At 41.9% G+C, this 22,255-nt stretch carries 16 protein-coding genes; 13 read left to right on the forward strand and 3 right to left on the reverse strand.

Translation table 11 applies throughout. From position 1 onward, the window contains the following. Nucleotides 1-29 precede the first annotated feature (29 nt). Nucleotides 30-1,463: an amino acid permease gene (locus tag KTI79_RS14920; protein ID WP_410374438.1), complete on the forward strand. Its 1,434-nt coding sequence runs from the start codon at nucleotides 30-32 to the stop codon at nucleotides 1,461-1,463. Nucleotides 1,464-1,520: 57 nt separating this feature from the next. Here the strand turns inward: KTI79_RS14920 and KTI79_RS14925 are convergent, their stop codons facing one another. Next, nucleotides 1,521-2,402 carry a LysR family transcriptional regulator gene (locus KTI79_RS14925; RefSeq protein ID WP_017387402.1) on the reverse strand — a complete coding sequence of 294 codons (882 nt, stop codon included), beginning with the start codon at nucleotides 2,400-2,402 and terminating at the stop codon, nucleotides 1,521-1,523. A gap of 166 nt (nucleotides 2,403-2,568) precedes the next feature. On the opposite strand from KTI79_RS14925, the gene KTI79_RS14930 reads away from it, so the two are divergent. The 7 genes from KTI79_RS14930 (at nucleotide 2,569) to KTI79_RS14960 (ending at nucleotide 11,160) form a co-directional block, all read left to right on the forward strand. Next, complete coding sequence (locus KTI79_RS14930; protein WP_044425017.1) at nucleotides 2,569-4,086, forward strand: CoA-acylating methylmalonate-semialdehyde dehydrogenase; 1,518 nt, start codon at nucleotides 2,569-2,571, stop codon at nucleotides 4,084-4,086. Nucleotides 4,087-4,097: 11 nt separating this feature from the next. After that, complete coding sequence (mmsB, locus tag KTI79_RS14935; protein WP_032025528.1) at nucleotides 4,098-4,988, forward strand: 3-hydroxyisobutyrate dehydrogenase; 891 nt, start codon at nucleotides 4,098-4,100, stop codon at nucleotides 4,986-4,988. Between the two features lie 77 nt (nucleotides 4,989-5,065). Continuing rightward, complete coding sequence (locus KTI79_RS14940; RefSeq protein WP_086376394.1) at nucleotides 5,066-6,715, forward strand: AMP-binding protein; 1,650 nt, start codon at nucleotides 5,066-5,068, stop codon at nucleotides 6,713-6,715. Nucleotides 6,716-6,726: 11 nt separating this feature from the next. Continuing rightward, nucleotides 6,727-7,854, forward strand: a complete 1,128-nt coding sequence (locus KTI79_RS14945; protein ID WP_086376395.1) for an acyl-CoA dehydrogenase family protein — start codon at nucleotides 6,727-6,729, stop codon at nucleotides 7,852-7,854. Between the two features lie 21 nt (nucleotides 7,855-7,875). Beyond that, nucleotides 7,876-8,649, forward strand: coding sequence for an enoyl-CoA hydratase (locus tag KTI79_RS14950; protein ID WP_086376396.1), 774 nt, complete (start codon nucleotides 7,876-7,878; stop codon nucleotides 8,647-8,649). Nucleotides 8,650-8,661: 12 nt separating this feature from the next. Then, on the forward strand, nucleotides 8,662-9,687 hold the full coding sequence (locus tag KTI79_RS14955; protein WP_086376397.1) for an enoyl-CoA hydratase/isomerase family protein: 1,026 nt from the start codon (nucleotides 8,662-8,664) through the stop codon (nucleotides 9,685-9,687). Between the two features lie 120 nt (nucleotides 9,688-9,807). After that, complete coding sequence (locus KTI79_RS14960; RefSeq protein WP_086376411.1) at nucleotides 9,808-11,160, forward strand: MFS transporter; 1,353 nt, start codon at nucleotides 9,808-9,810, stop codon at nucleotides 11,158-11,160. Between the two features lie 90 nt (nucleotides 11,161-11,250). Here the strand turns inward: KTI79_RS14960 and abaI are convergent, their stop codons facing one another. After that, complete coding sequence (gene abaI, locus KTI79_RS14965) at nucleotides 11,251-11,817, reverse strand: acyl-homoserine-lactone synthase AbaI (protein ID WP_086376398.1); 567 nt, start codon at nucleotides 11,815-11,817, stop codon at nucleotides 11,251-11,253. An 84-nt stretch (nucleotides 11,818-11,901) separates the two neighbouring features. Further along, nucleotides 11,902-12,297, reverse strand: a complete 396-nt coding sequence (locus KTI79_RS14970; protein WP_086376399.1) for a DUF4902 domain-containing protein — start codon at nucleotides 12,295-12,297, stop codon at nucleotides 11,902-11,904. Between the two features lie 759 nt (nucleotides 12,298-13,056). On the opposite strand from KTI79_RS14970, the gene abaR reads away from it, so the two are divergent. The 5 genes from abaR to KTI79_RS14995 all read left to right on the forward strand — a co-directional run bounded on the left by abaR (nucleotide 13,057) and on the right by KTI79_RS14995 (nucleotide 22,254). Then, nucleotides 13,057-13,773 (forward strand): LuxR family transcriptional regulator AbaR, encoded by a 717-nt coding sequence (gene abaR, locus KTI79_RS14975; RefSeq protein WP_086376400.1) that lies wholly within the window; start codon nucleotides 13,057-13,059, stop codon nucleotides 13,771-13,773. Nucleotides 13,774-14,325: 552 nt separating this feature from the next. After that, nucleotides 14,326-16,215, forward strand: a complete 1,890-nt coding sequence (locus KTI79_RS14980; RefSeq protein WP_086376401.1) for a fatty acyl-AMP ligase — start codon at nucleotides 14,326-14,328, stop codon at nucleotides 16,213-16,215. Nucleotides 16,216-16,265: 50 nt separating this feature from the next. Then, a complete protein-coding gene (locus KTI79_RS14985) occupies nucleotides 16,266-18,041 on the forward strand; it encodes an acyl-CoA dehydrogenase (protein ID WP_086376412.1) in 1,776 nt (591 codons plus the stop codon). Further along, nucleotides 18,038-18,298 (forward strand): acyl carrier protein, encoded by a 261-nt coding sequence (locus tag KTI79_RS14990; protein ID WP_001030690.1) that lies wholly within the window; start codon nucleotides 18,038-18,040, stop codon nucleotides 18,296-18,298. The genes KTI79_RS14985 and KTI79_RS14990 overlap by 4 nt, the downstream gene beginning before the upstream one ends. Further along, nucleotides 18,295-22,254, forward strand: a complete 3,960-nt coding sequence (locus KTI79_RS14995) for a non-ribosomal peptide synthetase (protein WP_086376402.1) — start codon at nucleotides 18,295-18,297, stop codon at nucleotides 22,252-22,254. Before KTI79_RS14990 ends, KTI79_RS14995 begins: the two co-directional genes overlap by 4 nt. Nucleotide 22,255 lies beyond the last annotated feature (1 nt).

The following is a 22,255-nucleotide window of genomic DNA, read 5'->3' on the forward strand; positions in this document are numbered from 1 at the left end:
TTAAGCAAAATATAAAAAGGACTTCTAATATGACAATGGTTCATCATTCTGATGAGGCAGGCTCCCCTGATCATTTACAACGGAAATTAAATAATCGCCATCTACAAATGATTGCAATTGGCGGTGCAATTGGAACCGGCCTATTTATGGGCTCGGGCAAAACCATCTCCCTCGCAGGTCCTTCAATCCTCGTTATCTACATGTTAATTGGTGGCATGTTCTTTTTTCTGATGCGTGCATTGGGTGAACTACTGCTTGCCAACTTACATTACAAATCATTTGTCGATATGGCTTATGACTTGATTGGCCCATGGGCTGGCTATTATATAGGCTGGACTTATTGGTTAGGCTGGGTACTAGTCGGTATTGCTGATTTGTCTGCGGTCATTAACTATTTAAGTTTCTGGCTGCCCGAAGGCGCCAGTTTCTCACCAATGCAACAGGCCATGATTAGTGCAGGCTGTGTACTATTCATTTTAGGGCTTAACCTTCTTACGGTGAAGTTGTTTGGTGAAGTTGAATTTTGGTTCGCACTCATTAAGATTTTAGCCATTATTGGCTTAATCGGAGTAGGTGGCTACATGATCCTTACTCATTTTCAAGCTCCGCATGGTGAGGTTGTGAGTGTAAGTAATGTGTGGTCGCATGGTGGCATATTTCCAAAAGGTGTAAGCGGATTTTTGGCAGGTTTCCAGATTGCCGTGTTTGCCTTTATTGGTGTTGAGCTGATTGGTACAACAGCCGCTGAAACGAAAGATCCAGAGAAGAATTTACCGAAAGCAATTAACGCGATTCCAGTACGTATTATCTTGTTCTATGTGTTGGCACTCTTTGTGGTGATGTCAGTAACACCTTGGAATCACATTCGTGCAGATAAAAGTCCATTTGTTGAGTTGTTCTTAAATGCGGGTATCCCTATTTCTGCAATTATTATGAACTTGGTTGTACTGTCTTCGGTGATGTCTTCAATGAACAGCGGTGTGTTTTCAACCAGTCGTATGCTGTTCGGTTTATCGAAAGATGGTCAGGCGCCAAGTGCATTGGGGCGTTTATCAAAACGTGCCGTACCTTCAAATGGTTTAATCTTCTCATGTATTTTCATTATGGGTGGGGCAGTGTTGCAGTACTTTGTTCCAAACACGATGGAAGCATTTACTTTGGCAAGTTCACTCTGTGTGATTCTCTTTATTAGTGTATGGCTTCTGATCATGGCATGCTATTTACGTTACCGTAAGTTGAGTCCAGAGTTACATGCTAAATCGACCTTTAAAATGCCGGGCGGGGTGTTGATGGCGTATGTGGTCATCGCATTCTTCTTGTTTACTTTGGTGATTTTGGCGCTAGAGCCAGATACTTTGAAAGCACTCTATGTTAGTCCATTATGGCTAGTTGTTTTAGGCGTTAGCTATCATGTGTTTTATAAACCACGCATGAAAAAACTAGGCCAAGAAACTTTTGATTAATTATTAATAATTTTAAAAAAGCCAATCAATCATGATTGGCTTTTTTATTTATACTCTCTAATCAACCAACAAATGTTGATATTTATCGGCTTGTTTACGTAGATAATCCCAGACGAGTTTAATGCGCGGTTCATGTTGTAAATCAACAAAGGTCAGCATCCAAAACGTGTGGGTAAAGCGAACTTGTTGCTCTAACACTTCTTCAAGTTCCGGTTTATCATCTGCCAAAAACTTGGGCAAAATCGCAAGTCCTGCGCCAGCACTCACCGCAATTTGTTGGGCCAAAATACTGCTGCTACGGAAGTTAGCATTCAGCTTTAAAGGTAAACGTTCTAGACAATACAACTCAGGGCTATACACTAGATCATCAATATAGTTCACAAAGCGATGTTGGGTTAAATCTTCTAAGGCACGGATAGGCGGGTTTTGAGTCAGATAGTTTTTGCTACCATAAATTTTTAAACAATAATCTGATAATCGCGTAATGATGTAAGGGCCAGACGTAGGACGATCAATTGACACAACAATATCTGCCTCACGGTGTGAAAGCTTAATCATTTTTGGCACTGGAATTAGGTCGATGGTGAGCAGTGGATATTGAATCGAGAACTCAGCCAATAACCGAGCTAAAAAAGCAGTACCAAAACCTTCAGGTGTGCCAATTCGCACACGACCTTGCAAAGGTTGGTGTGGTTTTTCAATTTGTAAGAAAGCTTGTTCCATTTGCTCAACTCGAGGAACCAGTGCCATCCCTTCGAGTGTTAGCTCATAACCTGTCGCTTCACGCTTAAACAGCGTTGTACCCAAAGCAAGTTCTAGGGCCTGAATCCGTCTAGCCACTGTACTGTGTTCGACACCAATAATCCGCGCAGCGTTGGTCAAAGTTTTAGTCCGAGCTAAAACCAGAAAAAAATGTAGATGATCCCAATCCACTTTCATTTTTGTTGTCATCCTTGTGCATATTTGCACAACAATCGTGCATGAATTTCCGTTGGTGGTCAAAGTTTTCTTTGCTAGTCTCAATTGAAACTGGAATAAAGAAAATACGATCAAAAAGTATTTTCTAATAATTGAACACAATAAAAATATGGCCTACGGAGAGGTTATGAACACAATCCAAAAAATCGAATTGGAAACCGCTAAATTACTCATTAACGGAAATTTTATCGAATCTGAAACACAAGAATGGCAAGACATTATTAACCCTGCAACACAGGAAGTGATTGGTCGTGTACCATTTGCAACGGTTAAAGAAGTTGACGCTGCTATTCAAGCTGCACAAGATGCTTTTGCTTCTTGGCGCCAAACCCCAATTCAGGCACGTATGCGCATCATGCTCAAGCTACAAGACTTAATTCGTGCCAACATGAAAGAAATTGCACAAGTATTGACGGCTGAACAAGGCAAAACCTTGGCAGATGCAGAAGGTGATATTCAACGTGGTCTAGAAGTCGTTGAACATGCTTGTTCAGTTGGCACTTTGCAAATGGGTGAATATGTTGAAGGTGTCGCGCGTGGTGTAGACACGTATACCTTGCAACAACCTTTGGGTGTCTGTGCGGGTATTACGCCGTTTAATTTCCCAGCCATGATTCCACTTTGGATGTTCCCAATGGCAATCGTGTGCGGCAATACATTTGTTTTAAAACCATCAGAACAAGACCCGTTATCAACCATGATGCTGGTTGAACTTGCCATTCAAGCAGGTATTCCAGCAGGTGTACTCAACGTTGTGCATGGTGGCAAAGAAGTGGTTGACCGTTTGTGTACCCATAAAGACATTAAAGCGATTTCATTTGTAGGTTCAACTGCGGTTGGAACACATGTTTATAACCTTGCAGGACAACATGGCAAACGCGTTCAGTCGATGATGGGTGCAAAAAACCATGTGGTTGTGATGCCAGATGCCAATAAAGAGCAAACCTTAAATGCTCTAGTGGGAGCAGCGTTTGGTGCAGCAGGGCAACGTTGTATGGCATTGTCTGTTGCAGTCATGGTTGGTGACAGCAAACAGTGGATTCAAGAGTTAGTCGAAAAAGCCAAAACCTTAAAAGTAAATGCAGGCCATGAACCAAATACTGACATTGGCCCAGTCATTTCAAAACGTGCTAAAGCGCGAGTGCTGGACTTAATTAATAGCGGTGTTGAGCAAGGTGCAGAACTTCTGCTTGATGGTCGTGATGTTCAAGTACAAGGCTATGAATCGGGTAACTTTGTCGGCGCGACGATTTTTAGTGGCGTAAATACCGATATGCGTATTTATAAAGAAGAAATCTTTGGCCCTGTACTTTCGATTATTTGTGTAGATACCCTTGAGGAAGCGATTGCGCTTATCAACGCCAATCCATTTGGTAACGGTGTAGGTCTATTTACTCAAAGCGGTGCCATTGCACGTACTTTCCAAAACTTAATTGATATTGGTCAAGTGGGTATCAATATTCCAATTCCTGTGCCAGTGCCTTTCTTTAGTTTTACGGGTTCAAGAGGTTCAAAACTGGGTGATTTGGGACCATATGGCAAACAGGCTGTGCAGTTCTACACTCAAACTAAAACCATTACCAGTCGCTGGTTTGAAGATAGCCATGAAGTTGGCGGTGTAAATACAACAATTAGTTTACGTTAAGGGGATCACGGATGAATATCGCCTTTATCGGTCTAGGGAATATGGGCGGCAAAATGGCCCATAACCTACTGAAAGCCGGAATCAAAGTTTATGGTTATGACCTCAGTGAAGTCGCGATTCAGCACTTTGCCGAGGCAGGTGGGGTAGTGTGTGATAGTCCACAGGATGCAGCTAAACAAGCAGATGTCGTTATTACCATGTTGCCTGCGGCAAAGCATGTTAAGGAAGTTTACTTAGGTGAAAATGGTGTATTGGAGGTGCTAAAAGCAGGTAGCTTATGCATTGATAGCAGTACCATTGACCCACAAACCATTAAAGACATTGCCACTGTTGCACATAGCAAAAATATTAAAATCTGTGATGCACCCGTCTCTGGTGGAACCATTGGTGCTCAAGCAGGAACCTTAACCTTTATGGTGGGTGCCGATGATCAAACCTTTAACGAAGTAAAACCTGTGCTTAGCCACATGGGCAAAAACATAGTTCATTGTGGTGATGTCGGTGCAGGCCAAATTGCCAAAATCTGCAATAACCTGATTTTGGGTATTTCAATGGCAGCGGTGGCCGAAGGTATGGCACTTGGTGTGAAACTCGGCATCGACCCACAAGCATTGGCCGGCGTCATTAACACCTCAAGTGGTCGTTGCTGGAGCTCAGATGTGTGCAACCCATGGCCGCATATTAATGAAAATGCCCCAGCATCTCGAGGCTATCAAGACGGCTTTGCAACTCAGCTGATGCTAAAAGATTTGGGTCTTGCAGTAGAAGCGGCAGGCCAAGTCAAACAGCCAGTCGTATTAGGTGGCATGGTGCAACAGCTGTATCAGCAAATGTGCATGCGCGGTAATGCTAATCTCGATTTTTCGAGCATTATTCAGCAATACCTGCCACAAGAGGCATAACGGTAAAGCCAAAGGATGGCTTTAAACACATTAAACCCTGTCGTGAATAACAACAAATCCGGACTGAGGGAAAAGATATGATGGATTATCAAAATGCTGCACAGACTTTCGATTTGGAAAGCACTGCAAAACAGATGTTATCAGGTTCACTTGATGCCTTAAATGCTTGTTATGAATGCTGTGATCGACACGCAGATGGCGACAAAATTGCGCTGTATTGGCAAGGAAAAGATGGTCGCAAAAAGCAATATACCTTCCGTGAATTAAAAGAGTGGTCGAGTCAGTTTGCCAACTTTTTAAAATCACAAGGTGTAAAAGCAGGTGACCGTATTTCAGGTCTATTACCAAGAACACCTGAATTGATCGTGACGATTTTTGCAGCTTGGCGAATTGGTGCTGTCTATCAACCACTATTTACTGCATTTGGCCCAAAAGCGATTGAGCACCGTATTCAGCTTGCACAAAGTAAGCTAGTGGTGACCGATATGGGCAACCGTAGCAAGCTTGATGAAATTGAACATTGCCCTGCAATTGTGACTGTCGCCGACGCACAAGGTACTCCGCTTAAAGCAGGTGATTTTAATTTTTGGAATGAAGTGAAACAGCAGTCTGATCAATGCGATCTGGTTATGCGTAGCATTCAAGATCCTTTCTTGCTCATGTTTACTTCAGGCACTACAGGTCCTGCTAAACCATTGGAAGTGCCTTTAAAAGCATTGATTGCCTTTGGTCGATATATGCAAGATGCCATTGGTTTAACCGAAGAAGATTCGTTTTGGAATATTGCTGATCCGGGCTGGGCGTATGGTCTCTACTATGCGATTACTGGGCCGTTATTCTTGGGTCACGCTACTTTGTTCTATGAGGGTGGTTTCAGCACAGATAGCCTATGCCAAATTGTGAAAGATTATAAAGTTAATAATTTGGCAGGTGCACCAACGGCTTACCGTATGATGATGGCAGCTGACCCAGCACAAATGGCGCCCTTAAAAGGGCAGTTCCGTGTAGTGAGCAGTGCAGGAGAGCCGTTGAATCCAGAAGTGATTCGCTGGTTTAAACAAGTGCTTGATGCTCCAATTTATGACCATTATGGGCAAACTGAAGTGGGCATGGTGGTGTGTAATCATCATGGCTTAAAGCATGAAATTCATGCCGGTTCAGCAGGTTTCCCAAGTCCGGGCTACCGCGTTGCGATTGTCAATGAACAAGGTGAAGAGCTTCCAGCGGACACCCCAGGAATTTTAGCAGTCGACATTAGCCAGTCTCCAATGATGTGGTTCGGTGGCTATAAAGAAAGCCGTAAATCGCCTTTCGTTGGTCATTACTATTTAACTGGCGACACTGCCGAGCTTCATGCCGATGGCAGCATGAGCTTTGTTGGTCGTAGTGATGATGTAATCACTACATCGGGCTATCGTATTGGGCCTTTCGATGTAGAAAGCGCACTACTCGAACACGATGCTGTAATTGAAGCAGCAGTGATTGGTGTACCTGATCCGGACCGTACCGAAGTGGTTAAGGCCTTCGTAATTTTAGCTGCGGATGCTCAACCTTCCGATACGCTTGCTGAACAACTCAGTCAATTTGTAAAAAAACGACTTTCTGCACATGCTTACCCACGTTTAGTTGAATTTGTGAGTGAATTACCTAAAACTCCAAGTGGCAAAATTCAGCGCTTTTTATTGCGTAATCAAGAAATTGTTAAACAACAAGCTAAAGCAGGGTAAAGGAAATAATAATGCAATTTACCGAAGAACAATTACTCATTCGTGATATGGCGAAAAGTTTCGCCCAAGAACAAATTAAGCCTCATGCCAGTGATTGGGACCGAGACGGAACATTCCCGAAAGATACTCTGACTCAAATGGGGCAACTCGGTTTTATGGGAATGCTTGTTTCAGAGCAATGGGGTGGTTCAGACACGGGTAACTTAGCCTATGTACTGGCTCTTGAAGAAGTTGCGGCAGCAGATGGCGCAACCTCAACCATTATGAGTGTACATAACTCGGTTGGCTGTGTGCCTATTTTAAAATTTGGTACCGACGAGCAAAAAGAGCGTTTTTTAAAGCCTTTGGCTCAAGGTGAAATGATCGGTGCTTTTGCTTTAACCGAACCGCATACCGGCTCAGATGCGGCAGCCATTAAAACTCGTGCAGTGAAAGATGGTGACGATTACATCTTAAATGGTGCCAAGCAGTTTATTACCTCTGGTGATAATGCTGGTGTCATTATTGTGTTTGCCGTGACCGATCCGAGCGCAGGTAAAAAGGGCATTAGTGCCTTTTTAGTTCCACGCGAAACTCCAGGCTATGAAGTGATTCGTGTTGAAGAAAAACTAGGTCTGCATGCGTCGGATACCTGCCAAATTGCGCTGACAGATGTACGTATCCATAAAAGCTTAATGCTGGGTAAAGAAGGCGAAGGCCTGAAAATTGCTCTCGCCAATTTAGAAGGTGGACGTATTGGTATTGCTGCACAAGCAGTCGGTCTAGCACGTGCGGCGCTCGAAGAAGCGACTCGCTATGCCAAAGAGCGCATTACTTTTGGAAAACCAATTTTTGAGCATCAAACCATCGCGTTTCGCCTTGCCAGCATGGCAACAGAAATCGAAGCAGCGAGACAACTGGTTCACTACGCTGCGCGTTTAAAAGAAGCAGGTCAACCATGTCTCAACGAAGCTTCAATGGCCAAGTTATTTGCTTCAGAAATGACGGAGCGCGTGTGTTCGAGCGCCTTACAAGTGTTTGGTGGCTATGGTTATCTCAGAGACTTCCCAATTGAGCGCATCTATCGTGATGCGCGTATTTGCCAAATTTACGAAGGCACCAGTGATATCCAACGTTTAGTGATTGCACGTAGTCTATAAAATCAGAACAAGGAATAAGTAATGCAGTGGCAAAGTATTTTATTAGAAAAGTGTAATGGGATTGGACTGATTACATTAAATCGCCCTCAAGCGCTCAATGCTTTAAACAGTGAATTAATTAGTGAAATTAATCAGGCATTAGATCAGCTCGAAAAAGACCGCGAAATTGGTTGCATCGTATTGGCAGGTTCTGAAAAGGCTTTTGCCGCAGGCGCTGATATTAAAGAAATGGCTGATTTGGCATTCCCTGATATTTATTTAGATGATTTTTTTCATCTTGCAGACCGTATTGCACAGCGCCGTAAACCTTTAATTGCTGCGGTGAGTGGCTATGCATTGGGTGGTGGCTGTGAATTAGCACTCATGTGTGACTTTATTTATTGTGCTGACAACGCCAAGTTTGGTTTACCCGAAGTCACTTTAGGGGTAATTCCGGGTATTGGTGGGACACAGCGTTTAACCCATGCCATTGGTAAAGCCAAAGCAATGGAAATGTGCCTTACCGCTCGTCAAATGGGTGCAGTAGAGGCAGAACAAAGTGGTTTGGTTGCACGTGTGTTTAGTAAAGAAGAATTACTTGAACAAACCTTGCAAGCCGCTGAAAAAATCGCAGCACGGTCTTTAACTGCAAACATGATGCTCAAAGAAACGATTAACCGTGCTTTTGAAGTGAATCTGACTGAAGGCTTACGTTTTGAAAGACGCATGTTCCATTCAATATTTGCAACATTTGACCAAAAAGAAGGAATGCAGGCTTTTGTTGAAAAACGAAAGGCAAATTTTAAAAATCAATAAGAGATCAATAAAATGAATACAGAAAATCACTTAATGATTGAGCAACAAGGTAAGTTGGGCATTATTACCTTAGATCGAGTGACTCATCTCAACGCATTGTCGCTAGATATGATTAAAAGTATTGGTGCCCAATTGGAACTGTGGCGAAATGATGCTGCTGTTCAAGCAGTTTTAATCAAATCAAATAGTCCAAAAGCCTTCTGTGCAGGTGGAGATATCCGCTATCTCTATGATAGTTATAAAAATGGCACGGCCGACTACAAAGGCTACTTTAGCGCCGAATATAAAATGCTAAATATACTGCGTGAATATGAAAAGCCAATCATTGTTGTGCTTGATGGCTATGTATTAGGTGGCGGTTTTGGCTTGGCTCAGGCTTGTCACATTGTGGTGAGCAGCGAAAAGTCCAGATTTGCCATGCCTGAAACAGCGATTGGTTTTTTCCCAGATGTTGGGGCAACACACTTCCTGTCTCGCCTTGATGATATTGGCGTTTATATGGCAATTACGGGTGAGCAGATCAGCAGTAGCGATGCACTCTATCTCGATTTAATTGACTACCATGTGCCAAGCGAGCAGTTACAAGCGTTGCAAGATGCTCTTGTTGAAGCGCCAAGTTTAAGCAAAGAGGGAATTGAACGCATCATTACCCGATTTATTACTCGCCCTGCCGAAAGCGAATTAAAACAATTGGCTGAAGGTATTCGTAAACACTTTGGATATCAGCATTTAGATGAAATCGAGCAAAGTCTTGAAAATGAACAAGATGAAAGCTTAAAAACTTGGGCAAGTAAGATGCTCAGCATTTTGCAGCAGCGCTCATTTATTGCCAAACAAACCAGTTTAAAACTGCAACATTTAGGTCGAGGTCTCTCCTTACCTCAGTGCATGCAGCTTGAACGTGATTTACAAGATATCTGGTTTGAGCATGGTGACTTTATTGAAGGTGTTCGTGCTCTCATTGTCGATAAAGACAAACAACCACAGTGGCAAGAACGTAATTCGAGATTTGAGCCAATTTTAGAAAAATTGAGCTAAACCGAATTACAAAAACATAAAAAGTTTAAGGAGATAAAGCGAGACCTGAAAATGCTTATGGTCAGGGCTGGTCATAAGCATAAAAAAGATAAAACAAGAAAATCTAAAAAGGATATTACGATGCAATCAATACATGGAAACGGTTCAAATACTAAAAAGTCGTCACATCGATTAGCAGGCATCTCTAGCATGGTCGGCACCACCATTGAGTGGTATGACTTTTTTATTTACGGTGCGGCAGCAGCGCTCATTTTTAATAAGCTATTTTTCCCAAATCTAGACGCACTTACCGGCGTGCTTGCTGCATTTGCAACCTATGCCGTTGGATTTATTGGGCGACCATTAGGAGGCCTGGTCTTTGGTCACTTTGGTGACAAGATTGGCCGTAAATCGATGTTGCTACTGACCTTGATGCTCATGGGGATCCCAACCGTACTTATTGGCTTATTACCAACTTATGAATCAATTGGATATTGGGCTGCGATTGGTTTGGTTGTCTTGCGATTCATTCAAGGTATGGCAATGGGCGGTGAATGGGGCGGTGCTGTGCTCATGGCCGTTGAACATGCACCAGAAGGCGGTAAAGGATTCTGGGGAAGCTTGCCTCAAGCCAGTACAGGTGGTGGCTTAATGCTAGCCTCAATCGCTTTGGGTCTGGTGTCGTTATTACCTGAAGAAGCACTGTTTAGCTGGGGTTGGCGTTTACCATTTCTTGCCAGTATTATTTTACTGGCAGTGGGTTGGTATATACGTGTAAAAGTGCCTGAGTCGCCAGATTTCGAAAAAGTAAAACAACAGTCTGAAGAAGTCAAAGTTCCTGCTTTACAGGTTTTTAAAAACCATCCAAAGCAACTCATCACCATTATTTTGGCTCGCGCAGCTGAGAATGCATGGTTTTATATTGCCTCAACATTTACATTGGCTTATACCACTGCACAACTTGGAATCCCACGCCAAGAAATTTTATTTGCCACCATTTGCGGCGCAGCCGTCATTTTATTTATGACGCCGTTATGTGGACATTTGTCGGATAAAGTAGGCCAACGCAATATGTTTATGTTTGGTCTATGCATATTGGCGCTTTATTGCTATCCATTCTTTACCATGCTCAACACAAAAGATCCTGTATTAGTTTGGACAGCAATTGTTTTAGCGATTGGTGTTGTGTTCCCGATTATGTATGCACCACAAGCTCAGCTTTTTGCACGTCAATTTCCAGCGGAAATTCGTTATAGTGGAATCTCGATTTCGGTACAGTTAGCTGGCGTATTGGGTGGTGGTTTAGCACCGATGATTGCTACTAAATTATTGAGCGTTGGGCAAGGTAATCCATATCTAATTATGCTTTATATTGGAAGTATGGCTGTGGTTGCAATTATATCGACGACATTTATGCCACGCGATTGGAGTCCTAAAACAGATGAAGCTTATTATAAAAAGTCGAATTTAAATTTAAAAACCAAGATTGATTGATAAGCCTTAAGATTCTTGGTCATATTGTTACCTGACTATATAAAAATTGGGACTCATGCTAAAAAATAGGTATGAGTCCCAAATAAGCAATTAAACATCAATCAAGCAGGCAAACATCGCATATCCATTAATAACCATAGGTGGGCCCGCGCGATGGGCCCGAAAACCCGCAGCACGTAATAAACGTTCTACACCAAGAGGAGAGGTCGTAATGAGTTGTTTGGCGCCTTGTTCTCTTGCAAAGTTAATAGCTTCTTGCAGAATGGCAATAGAAACTGGCGATGACACTGCTTGACTCGCTGTGGTAGGTGGATTCGAGAAATCTACAGCTGAAAACCTTGAGAGTTCCCAAATTTCTGGCGAGCAGGGAATAGGCATTCCATTCATTAATTGGGGAAATATTTCACCCAGTAAATAGGGTTGAGTCGTGGGTAGTAATCTTGCACAGCCAATAATATTGGATTCTCTATCTTGAGCGACTACATAAGCTGTGTCGACTTTATCAAATTGATCTAGTTCTTCATTGTTTGGACAGTTCAACTCCCATCCCAAATGCTCAACAAATACCCTGTAACGGTAACTTTTAAATTTGGTATACAAGCCTTCTGAAAAATTGTTTTGAAATCCAGCAATAATATTCATTACAAGTGCTTCCACTTATTTTTCAAGCGACTTTACTGAACAGCTGGAAAGGCGGTAACTGTAAGAATTTACAGGTTTCTAAGAGATGGTTTGACTTAATTAAGACTGGATTAATGACGTATTGATTTGGGCATAAATAAACGGTTCCCAGAATAAAGTATCTATTTTTTTCTTGAGGAATGTTTCATTGGTATCAAACCCGATATCTATACCAGATATATCAACAATCATGATATTGCTTCGAGGCAAACCTACTCGTTTTACGGTAGTGATGCCATTGTACTCAATAAATTCCCAATCCCATCCGGTACTTAAAGCTGGAGTTTTTAACGTTGCCCATTCGGTAAAACCATAATAGAGAATTTTAGAATCTTCAATTTGTGTTGATTCAACAATAGAGATGATGTGTTGGAGAGGATAACTCATGAGTTGGTTTTCGTTCATTCGAATAAAACCATCTGTTGAGATAGAGAAATGAGGGAGTATGCTAACCATGCTACCTGCTTAAGTACCCTAAATTAAGATTTAGTGAATAAATAACATAAATTTTTGCCAATAAAATACTGTTATATTTAACAGGTTAACTATAATTTGATGGTGCACCTTTAAGCTATTCTTATCAGAGATGTTTTTGGGTAAAAACTCTTTTTTTTAACGAGACTAGCTCGATAGAATCTATTAGATAGTCAATAATTTTAATACTAAAATAATAATTACAAGTATGGGGAGTTTTGCTGTAATTGTTTGGTTTTTAAAATATTATAATTATTTTTAGTTTTTTATATAAAAAACAGGGGAATTGGAGGTATTGAATAATTGAAAGGCAATATTATTTAATTAAATTAATAAAAACATACTCTCAAGATTAAGTGATCGAGTTCTCTATAAATTAAAAAAATATATATTTTGGAATAAAATGCATCCTGTAAATTTTAATTTTTAAAGCATAATCTGCGCATGAAATATAACAACCTTGAAAGCGTTCAGACATATAGTTTATCTGAATAATTTGCAATCATTCCGGGCTTAAAAGTGTTGTTAATTGGATAATGAATTCAAAATCTGTAATTGAGGGCTCTAATAGAAGAGCAGGTGCCGAAAATATATTTAGTAACCTAAGAGTGTTTTAGATTATTGATGATCTTTATTGAAATTACGGTAAAAGATTAGGCTTACACTTCAATTTGATTACTTTGGATTCACAATATGCAACCGAACAAAAAATAGTTTGTGAATGGAGTCTAATGAGAGCAAATGGAAAGTTGGCAAGAGGATTTATTATCAGCATCTTTGGTGGTAAAAAATGAATACCAGTTGTTTGAGATCGTTAAATCTACAGCATTAAAGCTCGGATTTGACTATTGCGCTTATGGTATGCAATCACCCTTATCTATTGCTGAACCAAAAACGATTATGTTGAATAATTATCCAGAAGCATGGCAGAAACGTTATGTGGAACGGCAATATGTGAAGATAGATCCGACAGTGCAGCATTGTATGGTATCACTTCAACCTCTTGTTTGGTCGAGTCAATCTGCAAAGACACAGGCCGAAAAAGATTTTTGGGAGGAAGCGCGTTCTTATGGTTTAAATGTCGGTTGGGCTCAGTCAAGCCGTGATTTTATTGGGACCAGAGGAATGCTAACACTAGCAAGATCCAACGACCAATTATCAGAAAAAGAGCAAAAGGCACAATATACGAATATGTACTGGTTGACTCAAACAGTGCATTCTAGCATTGCTAAAATGGTGAATGATGCAGAGTTTGCTCAATTCAATCTTTATTTAACGAACAGGGAAAAAGAGGCGCTACGTTGGACTGCTGAAGGTAAAACGTCAGCTGAAATAGCTCAAATTCTTGGAGTAACTGAAAGAACCGTAAATTTCCATCTCAGTAACTCCATGCAAAAGTTAAATGTAAATAATAAAATTTCAGCAGCTATTCGGGCGGTAATGCTGGGGCTTTTATAGAGATTATAGAAAATAGAGGAATTTAATATTAGACTTAAGAAAAAATAAATATTTTAATATTTGTATGTTTAGTTTAAGGGAGCTAAATTTTATTATTAAAACATAATATAAATCTTTTTGTTTATTAATATCTATGTTGTGCTATTATATAAATATAATAGTTTTATTTTATAATTTTTATAAAACAATTTAATCTAAAGTTAAAAACAATAAAAAAGAAACTTTTAAGAGTAAAAAGCCTTTGAAATCTTGGCTTATGAGTATCTAAATTAGAAATGGATGAGGCTTTAATTTAAAATAATTATAAGAAATTAAAAATATATAGTTGCTCAAAAAATGATTTATATAAAGGATTTAGCTTCTTAATTTTCGATAAGTGACCACTTACCTGTAAATCCTTACAGGTGTAACAAATAACATTCATAATTAAAATATAATGTGAATTTATATTTTAAACAAAAAGTATATTCATTTTATTAAAAGCCCTAGCTAGAAATGTAATTTCTGAATTAGCGAATTTCAAGGGTGAATTATAATTAATCGGAGTAATTTATGGCTGTAATGGATACGGATAATATCATTGCAACATTGGAATCCCACGCAAATTTAAATGGAAGTAAGGTTGCTTTTGAGTATTTAGGGCGCCAATCAGGTGGCATTCATTCTCTTACGTATGAAGATTTGAATACGCGCGTTCAACATCAAGCTCAGATATTAATGAACCTTGTAGATAGTGGTGATCGTGCAGTGTTGTTGTTCGAGCCTGGGCTAGACTTTATCGTATCGTTCTTTGCTTGTCTAAAAGCTAAAATTATCGCAGTACCAGTTAGTTTGCCGTTTAATCGTAATGGTTTTTCTAATATTTTGAATATTATGAATGACTGTGAACCAAAGATAGTACTCACAACAAAAAAGATTCTTGAGCTATCGGGTCTAATCACATTAAAAGCTCAAAATGAAAGTTTAATACTACATGCTGTTGACGCCGAATTTCAGCGTGACTTGGTGGAAAAAGATCTCCCGTATATTGATGCAGATGATGTTTGCTTCCTTCAATACACTTCAGGATCAACAGGTTGGCCTAAAGGAGTAATTGTCACCCACAAAAATATTATGGCAAATGAAGCCATGATTGCTGAAGCCTTTTGTACACAACCTGATGATATTGGCCTGACATGGCTGCCTGTTTATCACGATATGGGATTAATTGGCTCAGTTTTGCAAACCGTTTATGTAGGGCTGACTTGTTATGTCATGTCGCCGCTGGACTTCATTCGAAGACCTCTTAAATGGCTACAATTTATTAGCGAAAGAGGCGTCACGATTAGTGGTGGGCCAAACTTTGCCTATGAATTGTGTCTGAATCGCATCACTGATGAGCAGGCCGCATCGCTTGATCTAAGCCGTGTACGTGTCCTGTTTAACGGAGCAGAGCCAATCAAAGCTCACGTCATGCAGCGTTTCATGGAGAAGTTCAATACTCAATCGAAATTGAAGCTAGATACTTTCTTGCCATGCTATGGCCTGGCAGAAGTGACGCTTTTAGTTAGTGGTGTGACAGGCCCTCTCAATGCGATTTCGCTTGATCGTGACAAGTTAAATGCTCACTTGGTAGAGAAAAGTCAGGATCAAACTGCGGTGCAAGTGGTGAGTTGTGGCAAGATCTCGGCACACATTGATTGCCGCATTGTTAATCCACATACTCGTAAAGAAGTAGCGGCTCATGAAGTTGGTGAAATCTGGCTAGCAGGAGAGAGCGTTACAGCAGGTTACTGGCAGAAGCCAGAGGTCAATCAAGAAACCTTTGAAGCAACTATCCTTGATGAGGCAGGTCAGCCGAGTAAAGAATATTACTTAAGAACGGGTGATATGGGCTTTATTAAAGATGGAGACCTGTATGTAACTGGCCGTCTTAAGGATGTGATTATTATCCGTGGTAAGAACTATTACCCACAAGACATTGAATGCTCTGTTGAAACGGCACATCCTGCCGTCCGTAAAGGCTGTGTTGCAGCAGTAAATTTTGCTGATTCTGATGGCGTTACAGTTGTACTTGAGATTAAGAAGAAGTCCTTAGACAAGACACTTAATTTTGAAGCCATCAGAACTCAGGTTAAAGAACAAGTTGCAGCTGATATTGGCTTACCTGTAGATGGCGTCTATTTATTGCATCAAGGCCGAATAAATAAGACCACTAGCGGCAAAATTAGAAGAAGAAAAATTAAAGAGCAGATCGAACGCGGTCAACTGGTCTGTTTAACCCATCCAAACCGTAGAACGGTGATTGCTCGAAACTATGTCAAAAACGGCTTAGAAGTCATCCGTGATCGTGAGCAGCGGGGGCAGCTGATTCGTTATAGCTCCAATCTACTCAACTCAATGATCAAGGAACGTGAAGTACGCACGCTGATTTTTAATCGTCTGAAAAGTGCTTTGTTTTAACCCTTACCCTTTAATCATTTGAGTGAAAATTCATGTCACTTACATCCAATTTGCGGCAGTTTCAATCTGCTGCTCGTCTGGAGCAAATTTTAGGCTCCGTACACGATACCAATAATGATTTTTCTTGGTCCGCAGCCATCGAGCGTGATGAGAAAGAGCAGTACCCTCAGCGAGCTGTTGATTTCCTGAATGCGGTGGGTATGAACCGTTTTTATGTACCTTCAGAACTTGGAGGTCGTATGGAAGTTGGTGAGGAGTTGCTATATCTGCATCGTGTGTTAGCACGACGTGATCTAACCATCAACTCGACCTATAGTACGAATGCTTGGTCTGTGATCGTATGGATCGGGGGTAATGCGAACCAATGCCAAAATATCGCTAGTCGAATTTTGAGTGGTGCTGCTCCAGCGCTGGCTTATAGCGAGAAAGCCCATGGTGCCGATCTGCTATCTAGTGAAGTAACTGCACAATCTGCCGAGAGCAAATATGTCTTAAATGGCGAAAAATGGTCGATCAATCGTGCCACTTTAGGTGACTCTTTAAGTCTGATTGCTAAAACATCGAATGATCGTGGACCACGTAGTTTAAGCGCATTTTGGCTCGATAAGCGCCACATGGCTTCTAAAGGAACTTATAGCCTGAACCGTCTGCCAACAGTTGGTATGCGTGGGCTAGATATCAGTGGTATTGGCTTTAACAATGCTGAAATTCACAAAGATGCTCTCATCGGTGAAGAAGGTCAAGGGTTAGAGCTTGGTCTCAAGACTCTACAGGTAACGCGTGCATATTGCAGTAGTTTCTCTCTGGGAGCAGGCGATACGATGCTACGCATCGCGACCGAGTTTGCTATTGAACGCGAGTTATATAACAAAAAAGTAATAAGCATTCCGTTGGTACGTGAGCAACTCGCTACAGCCTATGCTTATCTTTTAGCGGCTGAAGTGTTATCACTTGTTGGTGCGCGTGGTTTGCACGTATGTATCAATCAGTTCAGTACATGGTCACCAATCGTCAAGGTGCTGGTACCTGAGTATGTAGAATCGCTTGCCAAGATCACTTCTTCAGTGCTTGGGTCACGCTTTTTCTTAAGAAATGCGTATGCGGATGGAATGTATCAGAAAGCATTCAGAGACCATCTGATTGTTAGTGTGTTTGACGGTAGTAGCACCGTTTGCCTAGACAGTCTGAGTTTTCAGCTCAAATCTGCCAATAAAGGTCGTAGCAAAAAAGCCGACCATCTCAATCAATCAGAAGCTAAAGCACGCTATCGCCAGTTGTATGACTTGCAGGTAGAGACAGGCGCTATTGATTTCCGCGAGCTTGAGATTTTCAACCGAGATGGTGATTTGGTGATGGAATCACTCGAAACAATCATCGAAATGCTCAACGATGCCGATGTCACAGCAGGATTGTCTGCTGAGACACTTACTATGCTATGTGAACAAGCAGACCAACTTCTAGTTGAACAACGTTCTTTGGATCAAAAAATTCAGGATTACTTCTCAAATTCTGAGCAGAGCAAAGAGTTTGAAACGTTGCGCTTTAGTCTTGCTCGTAGCTACGCCGAGTTATTTGCTCGTATTGCCGTGTTGGGTTTCTGGGTCTTTAACCGTCAGGGCCTAAGACCAGCTTTACAGGATGGTGCATGGTTGATCATTTTCTTAAATGCCGCTGAAGGACGGACAGCTCCTCCTATGACGTCATTACGTGAAAGTACATTGGCAGATTTACTAGACCGAATTTCAACTAACCATATGTTATCCGTCATCGATTTTGCACTGGCACCACGTGATGCCAAACCGGTTAAAGAGGAGATTACCCCATGAATAAAGATAAAGCTTACTGGAGCGCAATTATTCGTACGCTAGTAGCCAAAGAAATGCGCGTAGAGCCTGAGACGATTGATCCAGATCAAAAATTTACCAGTTATGGTCTTGATTCGATCGTTGCTTTGTCTGTATCTGGGGACTTAGAAGATCTGACAAAACTGGAGCTTGAGCCGACCCTCTTATGGGATTACCCAACAATCAATGCGTTGGCGGAATATCTTGTTTCTGAGTTGCAACAGGGAGTTGCTTCATGAACAACCTTGCACGACTAGAACCGGAAGTTCTGTCGCGTCATGCGATTTCTGCGGAACAGCTTGGTATTTGGTACATCCAGCGTCTTGAGCCAACTTGCAGTGCCTACAATATGGTGGTGGCCTTTGACGTGAAGGTCAATCAACCATTAGGCAACAAGCCGATGGAGATTCTGGAAGCGGTCATGCATGATTATCCGCTGTTGCGTGTCAGCATGCCTGCCAATGATCAGGGAATTGAGCAACTCATCTGGGATCGCGTCTATCCGAATATCATCTTTTCTGATGCTCGTCATATTGAAGCTTCTGATTTGACGCAATTGGTTGAGCAAGATACCAAGCAGCCATTTGACCTGACTCAGCCACCATTGTGGCGTGTTCATTGTTATGAGCGTGGACAAAATCACTATGTGATTGCCGTTGTGATTCATCATGCGCTCATGGATTTTTGGTCAATTGGTCTGTTGCTGCGAGACATTAGTAAACGTTTTGGACTCGTTGCAGAATCGGATACAGTGAACGGAATTGAGTTTGCACAGTATGCCGATAAGCAGCAGAGCAGCGTAATCGATGATACTGATGAAAGTTTACTTTTCTGGAAAAATGCACTGAAGCATGCACCACATGTGCATAGCATTCCGCTTGATTATCCTCGTCCAGCTGTACAGCAGCATAAGGGTAGCTCACTGGCTTTCCGTGTACCTGAATCAGTGTCATCTGGTCTTGTAAACTTGGCGAAAGATTATGAGATCACATTGTTCGGACTTGTGCTATCGGGGTTCTATATCCTGCTGCACAAACTATCTAATGAAAATAATCTAGTTATTGCCACACCTGTAGCTGGTCGACTTGAACGCTCTTTGCGTAATGCATTGGGGCAGTTCGTCAACACAATAGCTATCCAGATGGACATCGATGCTGATTTGACTTTACGTCAATTTACCCAGCAAGTTCAGGAACAATTAAGACAGAGCCTTAAGCATCAAAAAGTTGCTTTTTCTAGAGTAGTTGAGGTTGTTTCACCAAAGCGTGATGGCAGTATTAACCCATTGGCTCAGGTAGGAATGTTCTGGGAACGTCTAGGCGGTATGGATGAGTTTAAAGAACTACTTCTGCCAATCCAGACCCCAGCTACTTTGGTTGGTCAAGATTTAACTTTAGGAAGTTTTCCGGTTCGCCAGCAAGAAGGTCAGTTGGATATTACGCTAGAAATGGGCGGTGAATATCAGGGTGAACTTGTTGGTGTATTGAAATATAACACTGAGTTATTTTCTGCGCAGTCTGCCGAAAATATGGTGCAGCTGCTGCAAGCTGTATTATCTGAGATGGTGGCTCATCCAGAACGTAAGATCGTTGAGTTAAATATCGCACCTGATTATAAAGATGGCATTCAGTTCGAGGCCCTTCGTGGAAAGGTGACTGATTATGCTCAGCATGATCTATTCGCAATGATTTTTAAGCAGATTGATGAGCGTGGTGAAAATCATGCTTTAACCTCAAAAGATCATACAATTAGCTATCGTGCATTAGGTCAACATATTGCTGGTATTGCTGAATATTTGCGTGTACACGGTATTACACGTGGTGATCGTGTAGGTCTGATGTTAGACCGCACGGCGTTATTACCAGCAGCAATCCTTGGGATCTGGGCGGCAGGTGCAGCTTATGTGCCACTGGATCCTAATTTCCCAACTGAACGTCTACAGAACATCATTGACGATGCCGAACCTAAAGTCATCTTGACTCAAACCGAGTTAATGGATGCTCTTAACGTGTCTGTTCCACGCTTAGATATCAATCAAGCTGGTGTTGTATCCCTTGAGCAAGTGCGCGAGACACTTGCCTTTGGCGACATTGCTTATGTGATGTACACATCAGGCTCGACAGGTAAGCCTAAAGGTGTCCGTATTGGGCACCCTTCAATCATCAATTTCTTGCTATCTATGAATGATAGATTGCAAGTGACTGCTGAGACTCAGCTATTAGCAATCACTACTTATGCTTTTGATATTTCAATTCTTGAGTTGCTCATTCCGCTGATGTACGGCGGTGTAGTACATGTTTGCCCACGTGAGGTATCACAAGACGGCAATCAATTGGTGGATTATCTAAATACTAAATCTATCAATGTTTTGCAGGCAACACCGGCTTCTTGGAAAATGCTCCTAGACAGCGAGTGGGGCGGCAATGCAGGGTTGACTGCACTCTGTGGAGGCGAAGCGTTAGATACTATTCTGGCAGAAAAACTGCTGGGTAAAGTCGGTTGCCTATGGAATGTCTATGGTCCGACCGAAACTACAGTGTGGTCTAGTGCGGCTCGTATCACTGATGCAAAGTGTATTGATTTAGGTGAACCACTGGCGAACACCCAGCTTTATGTCCTTGATGAGCAGCAGCGTTTAGTTCCACCAGGCGTTATGGGTGAGCTTTGGATTGGCGGTGATGGTCTGGCAGTTGATTACTGGCATCGACCTGAATTGACAGATGCACAATTTACAACTTTGCCATCTCTACCAAATGCTGGTCGACTCTACCGAACAGGGGACAAAGTCTGTCTGCGTACAGATGGACGCTTGACTCATCATGGACGTCTAGACTTTCAAGTCAAAATCCGTGGATTCCGTATCGAATTAGGTGAAATCGAGAATGTCCTCAAACAGATCGACGGTATCACAGATGCAGTAGTGCTGGTTAAGACTACAGCTGGCAATGACCAGAAATTGGTGGCATATGTAACTGGACAAGAGCTTGATATTGCCGGTTTGAAAAAGACCATGCAAATCCATCTTCCAGCTTATATGGTGCCAAGTGCGTTTATCCGATTGGATGAATTTCCAATGACGGCCAACAATAAGTTGGATCGTAAGGCATTTCCTGAGCCAGTGTTTGAGCAGAGCAATGATTATGTTGCACCGCGTGATCCGATCGAAATCGAGCTGTGTACTACCTTTGAACAGATCTTGTCGGTCAAGCGAGTGGGTATACATGATGATTTCTTCGAACTAGGTGGGCATTCACTATTAGCTGTGAAGCTTGTTAACCATCTTAAAAAGGCTTTCGGTACCGAACTGTCAGTTGCTTTGTTGGCACAGTACTCCACTGTGGAGCGTCTGGGTGAGATCATTCGCGAAAATAAAGAAATTAAGCCATCTATCGTAATTGAACTACGCCGTGGAACCTATGAACAACCGCTGTGGCTGTTCCATCCAATTGGTGGCAGTACCTTCTGTTATATGGAGCTTTCGCGTCATCTCAATCCGAACCGTACCTTACGTGCTATTCAGTCTCCTGGACTGATTGAAGCCGATGCTGCGGAAGTGGCGATTGAAGAAATGGCGACGCTCTATATTGCTGAAATGCAAAAGATGCAGCCTCAAGGACCTTATTTCCTCGGTGGCTGGTGTTTTGGTGGAGCGATTGCCTACGAGATTAGTCGTCAGTTGCGTCAAATGGGACAACACGTCACAGGTATTGTCATGATCGATACTCGTGCTCCAATTCCAGAAAATGTGCCTGAAGATGCCGACGATGCGATGCTTTTGTCTTGGTTCGCTCGTGATTTGGCTGCACCTTATGGCAAAAAATTAACGATCCCAGCGCAATACTTACGTGAATTGAGTCCAGATCAAATGTTTGATCATGTACTTAAAGAAGCCAAGGCCATCAATGTTCTGCCTCTAGATGCAGAACCATCAGACTTCCGACTTTACTTTGATACCTATTTGGCGAATGGCATCGCACTCCAAACCTATTTCCCAGACCCTGAAGATTTTCCAATTCTTTTGGTTAAAGCCAAAGATGAGCAGGAAGACTTTGGAGAAAGTCTAGGTTGGGATCAACTGGTCAAAGAAACGTTTACACAAGTGGATTTGCCTGGTGACCATTCATCAATTATGTACGCTGAGAATGTTGTGGCTGTAGCCCAGACAATTGATCAGATGTACCCAATTCCTGCATAAG

It is taken from the genome of Acinetobacter sp. WU_MDCI_Abxd143 (assembly GCF_025514195.1).
GTDB lineage: Bacteria > Pseudomonadota > Gammaproteobacteria > Pseudomonadales > Moraxellaceae > Acinetobacter > Acinetobacter pittii_H.

Excerpts from the sequence above, each read along its gene's own strand:
- abaR (WP_086376400.1), top strand. The coding sequence starts at position 13,057 with ATGGAAAGTTGGCAAGAGGATTTATTATCAGCATCTTTGGTGGTAAAA.
- KTI79_RS14995 (WP_086376402.1), top strand. The coding sequence starts at position 18,295 with ATGAACAACCTTGCACGACTAGAACCGGAAGTTCTGTCGCGTCATGCG.
- KTI79_RS14960 (WP_086376411.1), top strand. The coding sequence starts at position 9,808 with ATGCAATCAATACATGGAAACGGTTCAAATACTAAAAAGTCGTCACAT.
- mmsB (WP_032025528.1), top strand. The coding sequence starts at position 4,098 with ATGAATATCGCCTTTATCGGTCTAGGGAATATGGGCGGCAAAATGGCC.
- KTI79_RS14980 (WP_086376401.1), top strand. The coding sequence starts at position 14,326 with ATGGCTGTAATGGATACGGATAATATCATTGCAACATTGGAATCCCAC.
- KTI79_RS14950 (WP_086376396.1), top strand. The coding sequence starts at position 7,876 with ATGCAGTGGCAAAGTATTTTATTAGAAAAGTGTAATGGGATTGGACTG.
- KTI79_RS14940 (WP_086376394.1), top strand. The coding sequence starts at position 5,066 with ATGATGGATTATCAAAATGCTGCACAGACTTTCGATTTGGAAAGCACT.
- KTI79_RS14955 (WP_086376397.1), top strand. The coding sequence starts at position 8,662 with ATGAATACAGAAAATCACTTAATGATTGAGCAACAAGGTAAGTTGGGC.
- KTI79_RS14920 (WP_410374438.1), top strand. The coding sequence starts at position 30 with ATGACAATGGTTCATCATTCTGATGAGGCAGGCTCCCCTGATCATTTA.
- KTI79_RS14945 (WP_086376395.1), top strand. The coding sequence starts at position 6,727 with ATGCAATTTACCGAAGAACAATTACTCATTCGTGATATGGCGAAAAGT.
- KTI79_RS14970 (WP_086376399.1), bottom strand. The coding sequence starts at position 12,297 with ATGGTTAGCATACTCCCTCATTTCTCTATCTCAACAGATGGTTTTATT.
- KTI79_RS14930 (WP_044425017.1), top strand. The coding sequence starts at position 2,569 with ATGAACACAATCCAAAAAATCGAATTGGAAACCGCTAAATTACTCATT.
- KTI79_RS14925 (WP_017387402.1), bottom strand. The coding sequence starts at position 2,402 with ATGAAAGTGGATTGGGATCATCTACATTTTTTTCTGGTTTTAGCTCGG.
- KTI79_RS14990 (WP_001030690.1), top strand. The coding sequence starts at position 18,038 with ATGAATAAAGATAAAGCTTACTGGAGCGCAATTATTCGTACGCTAGTA.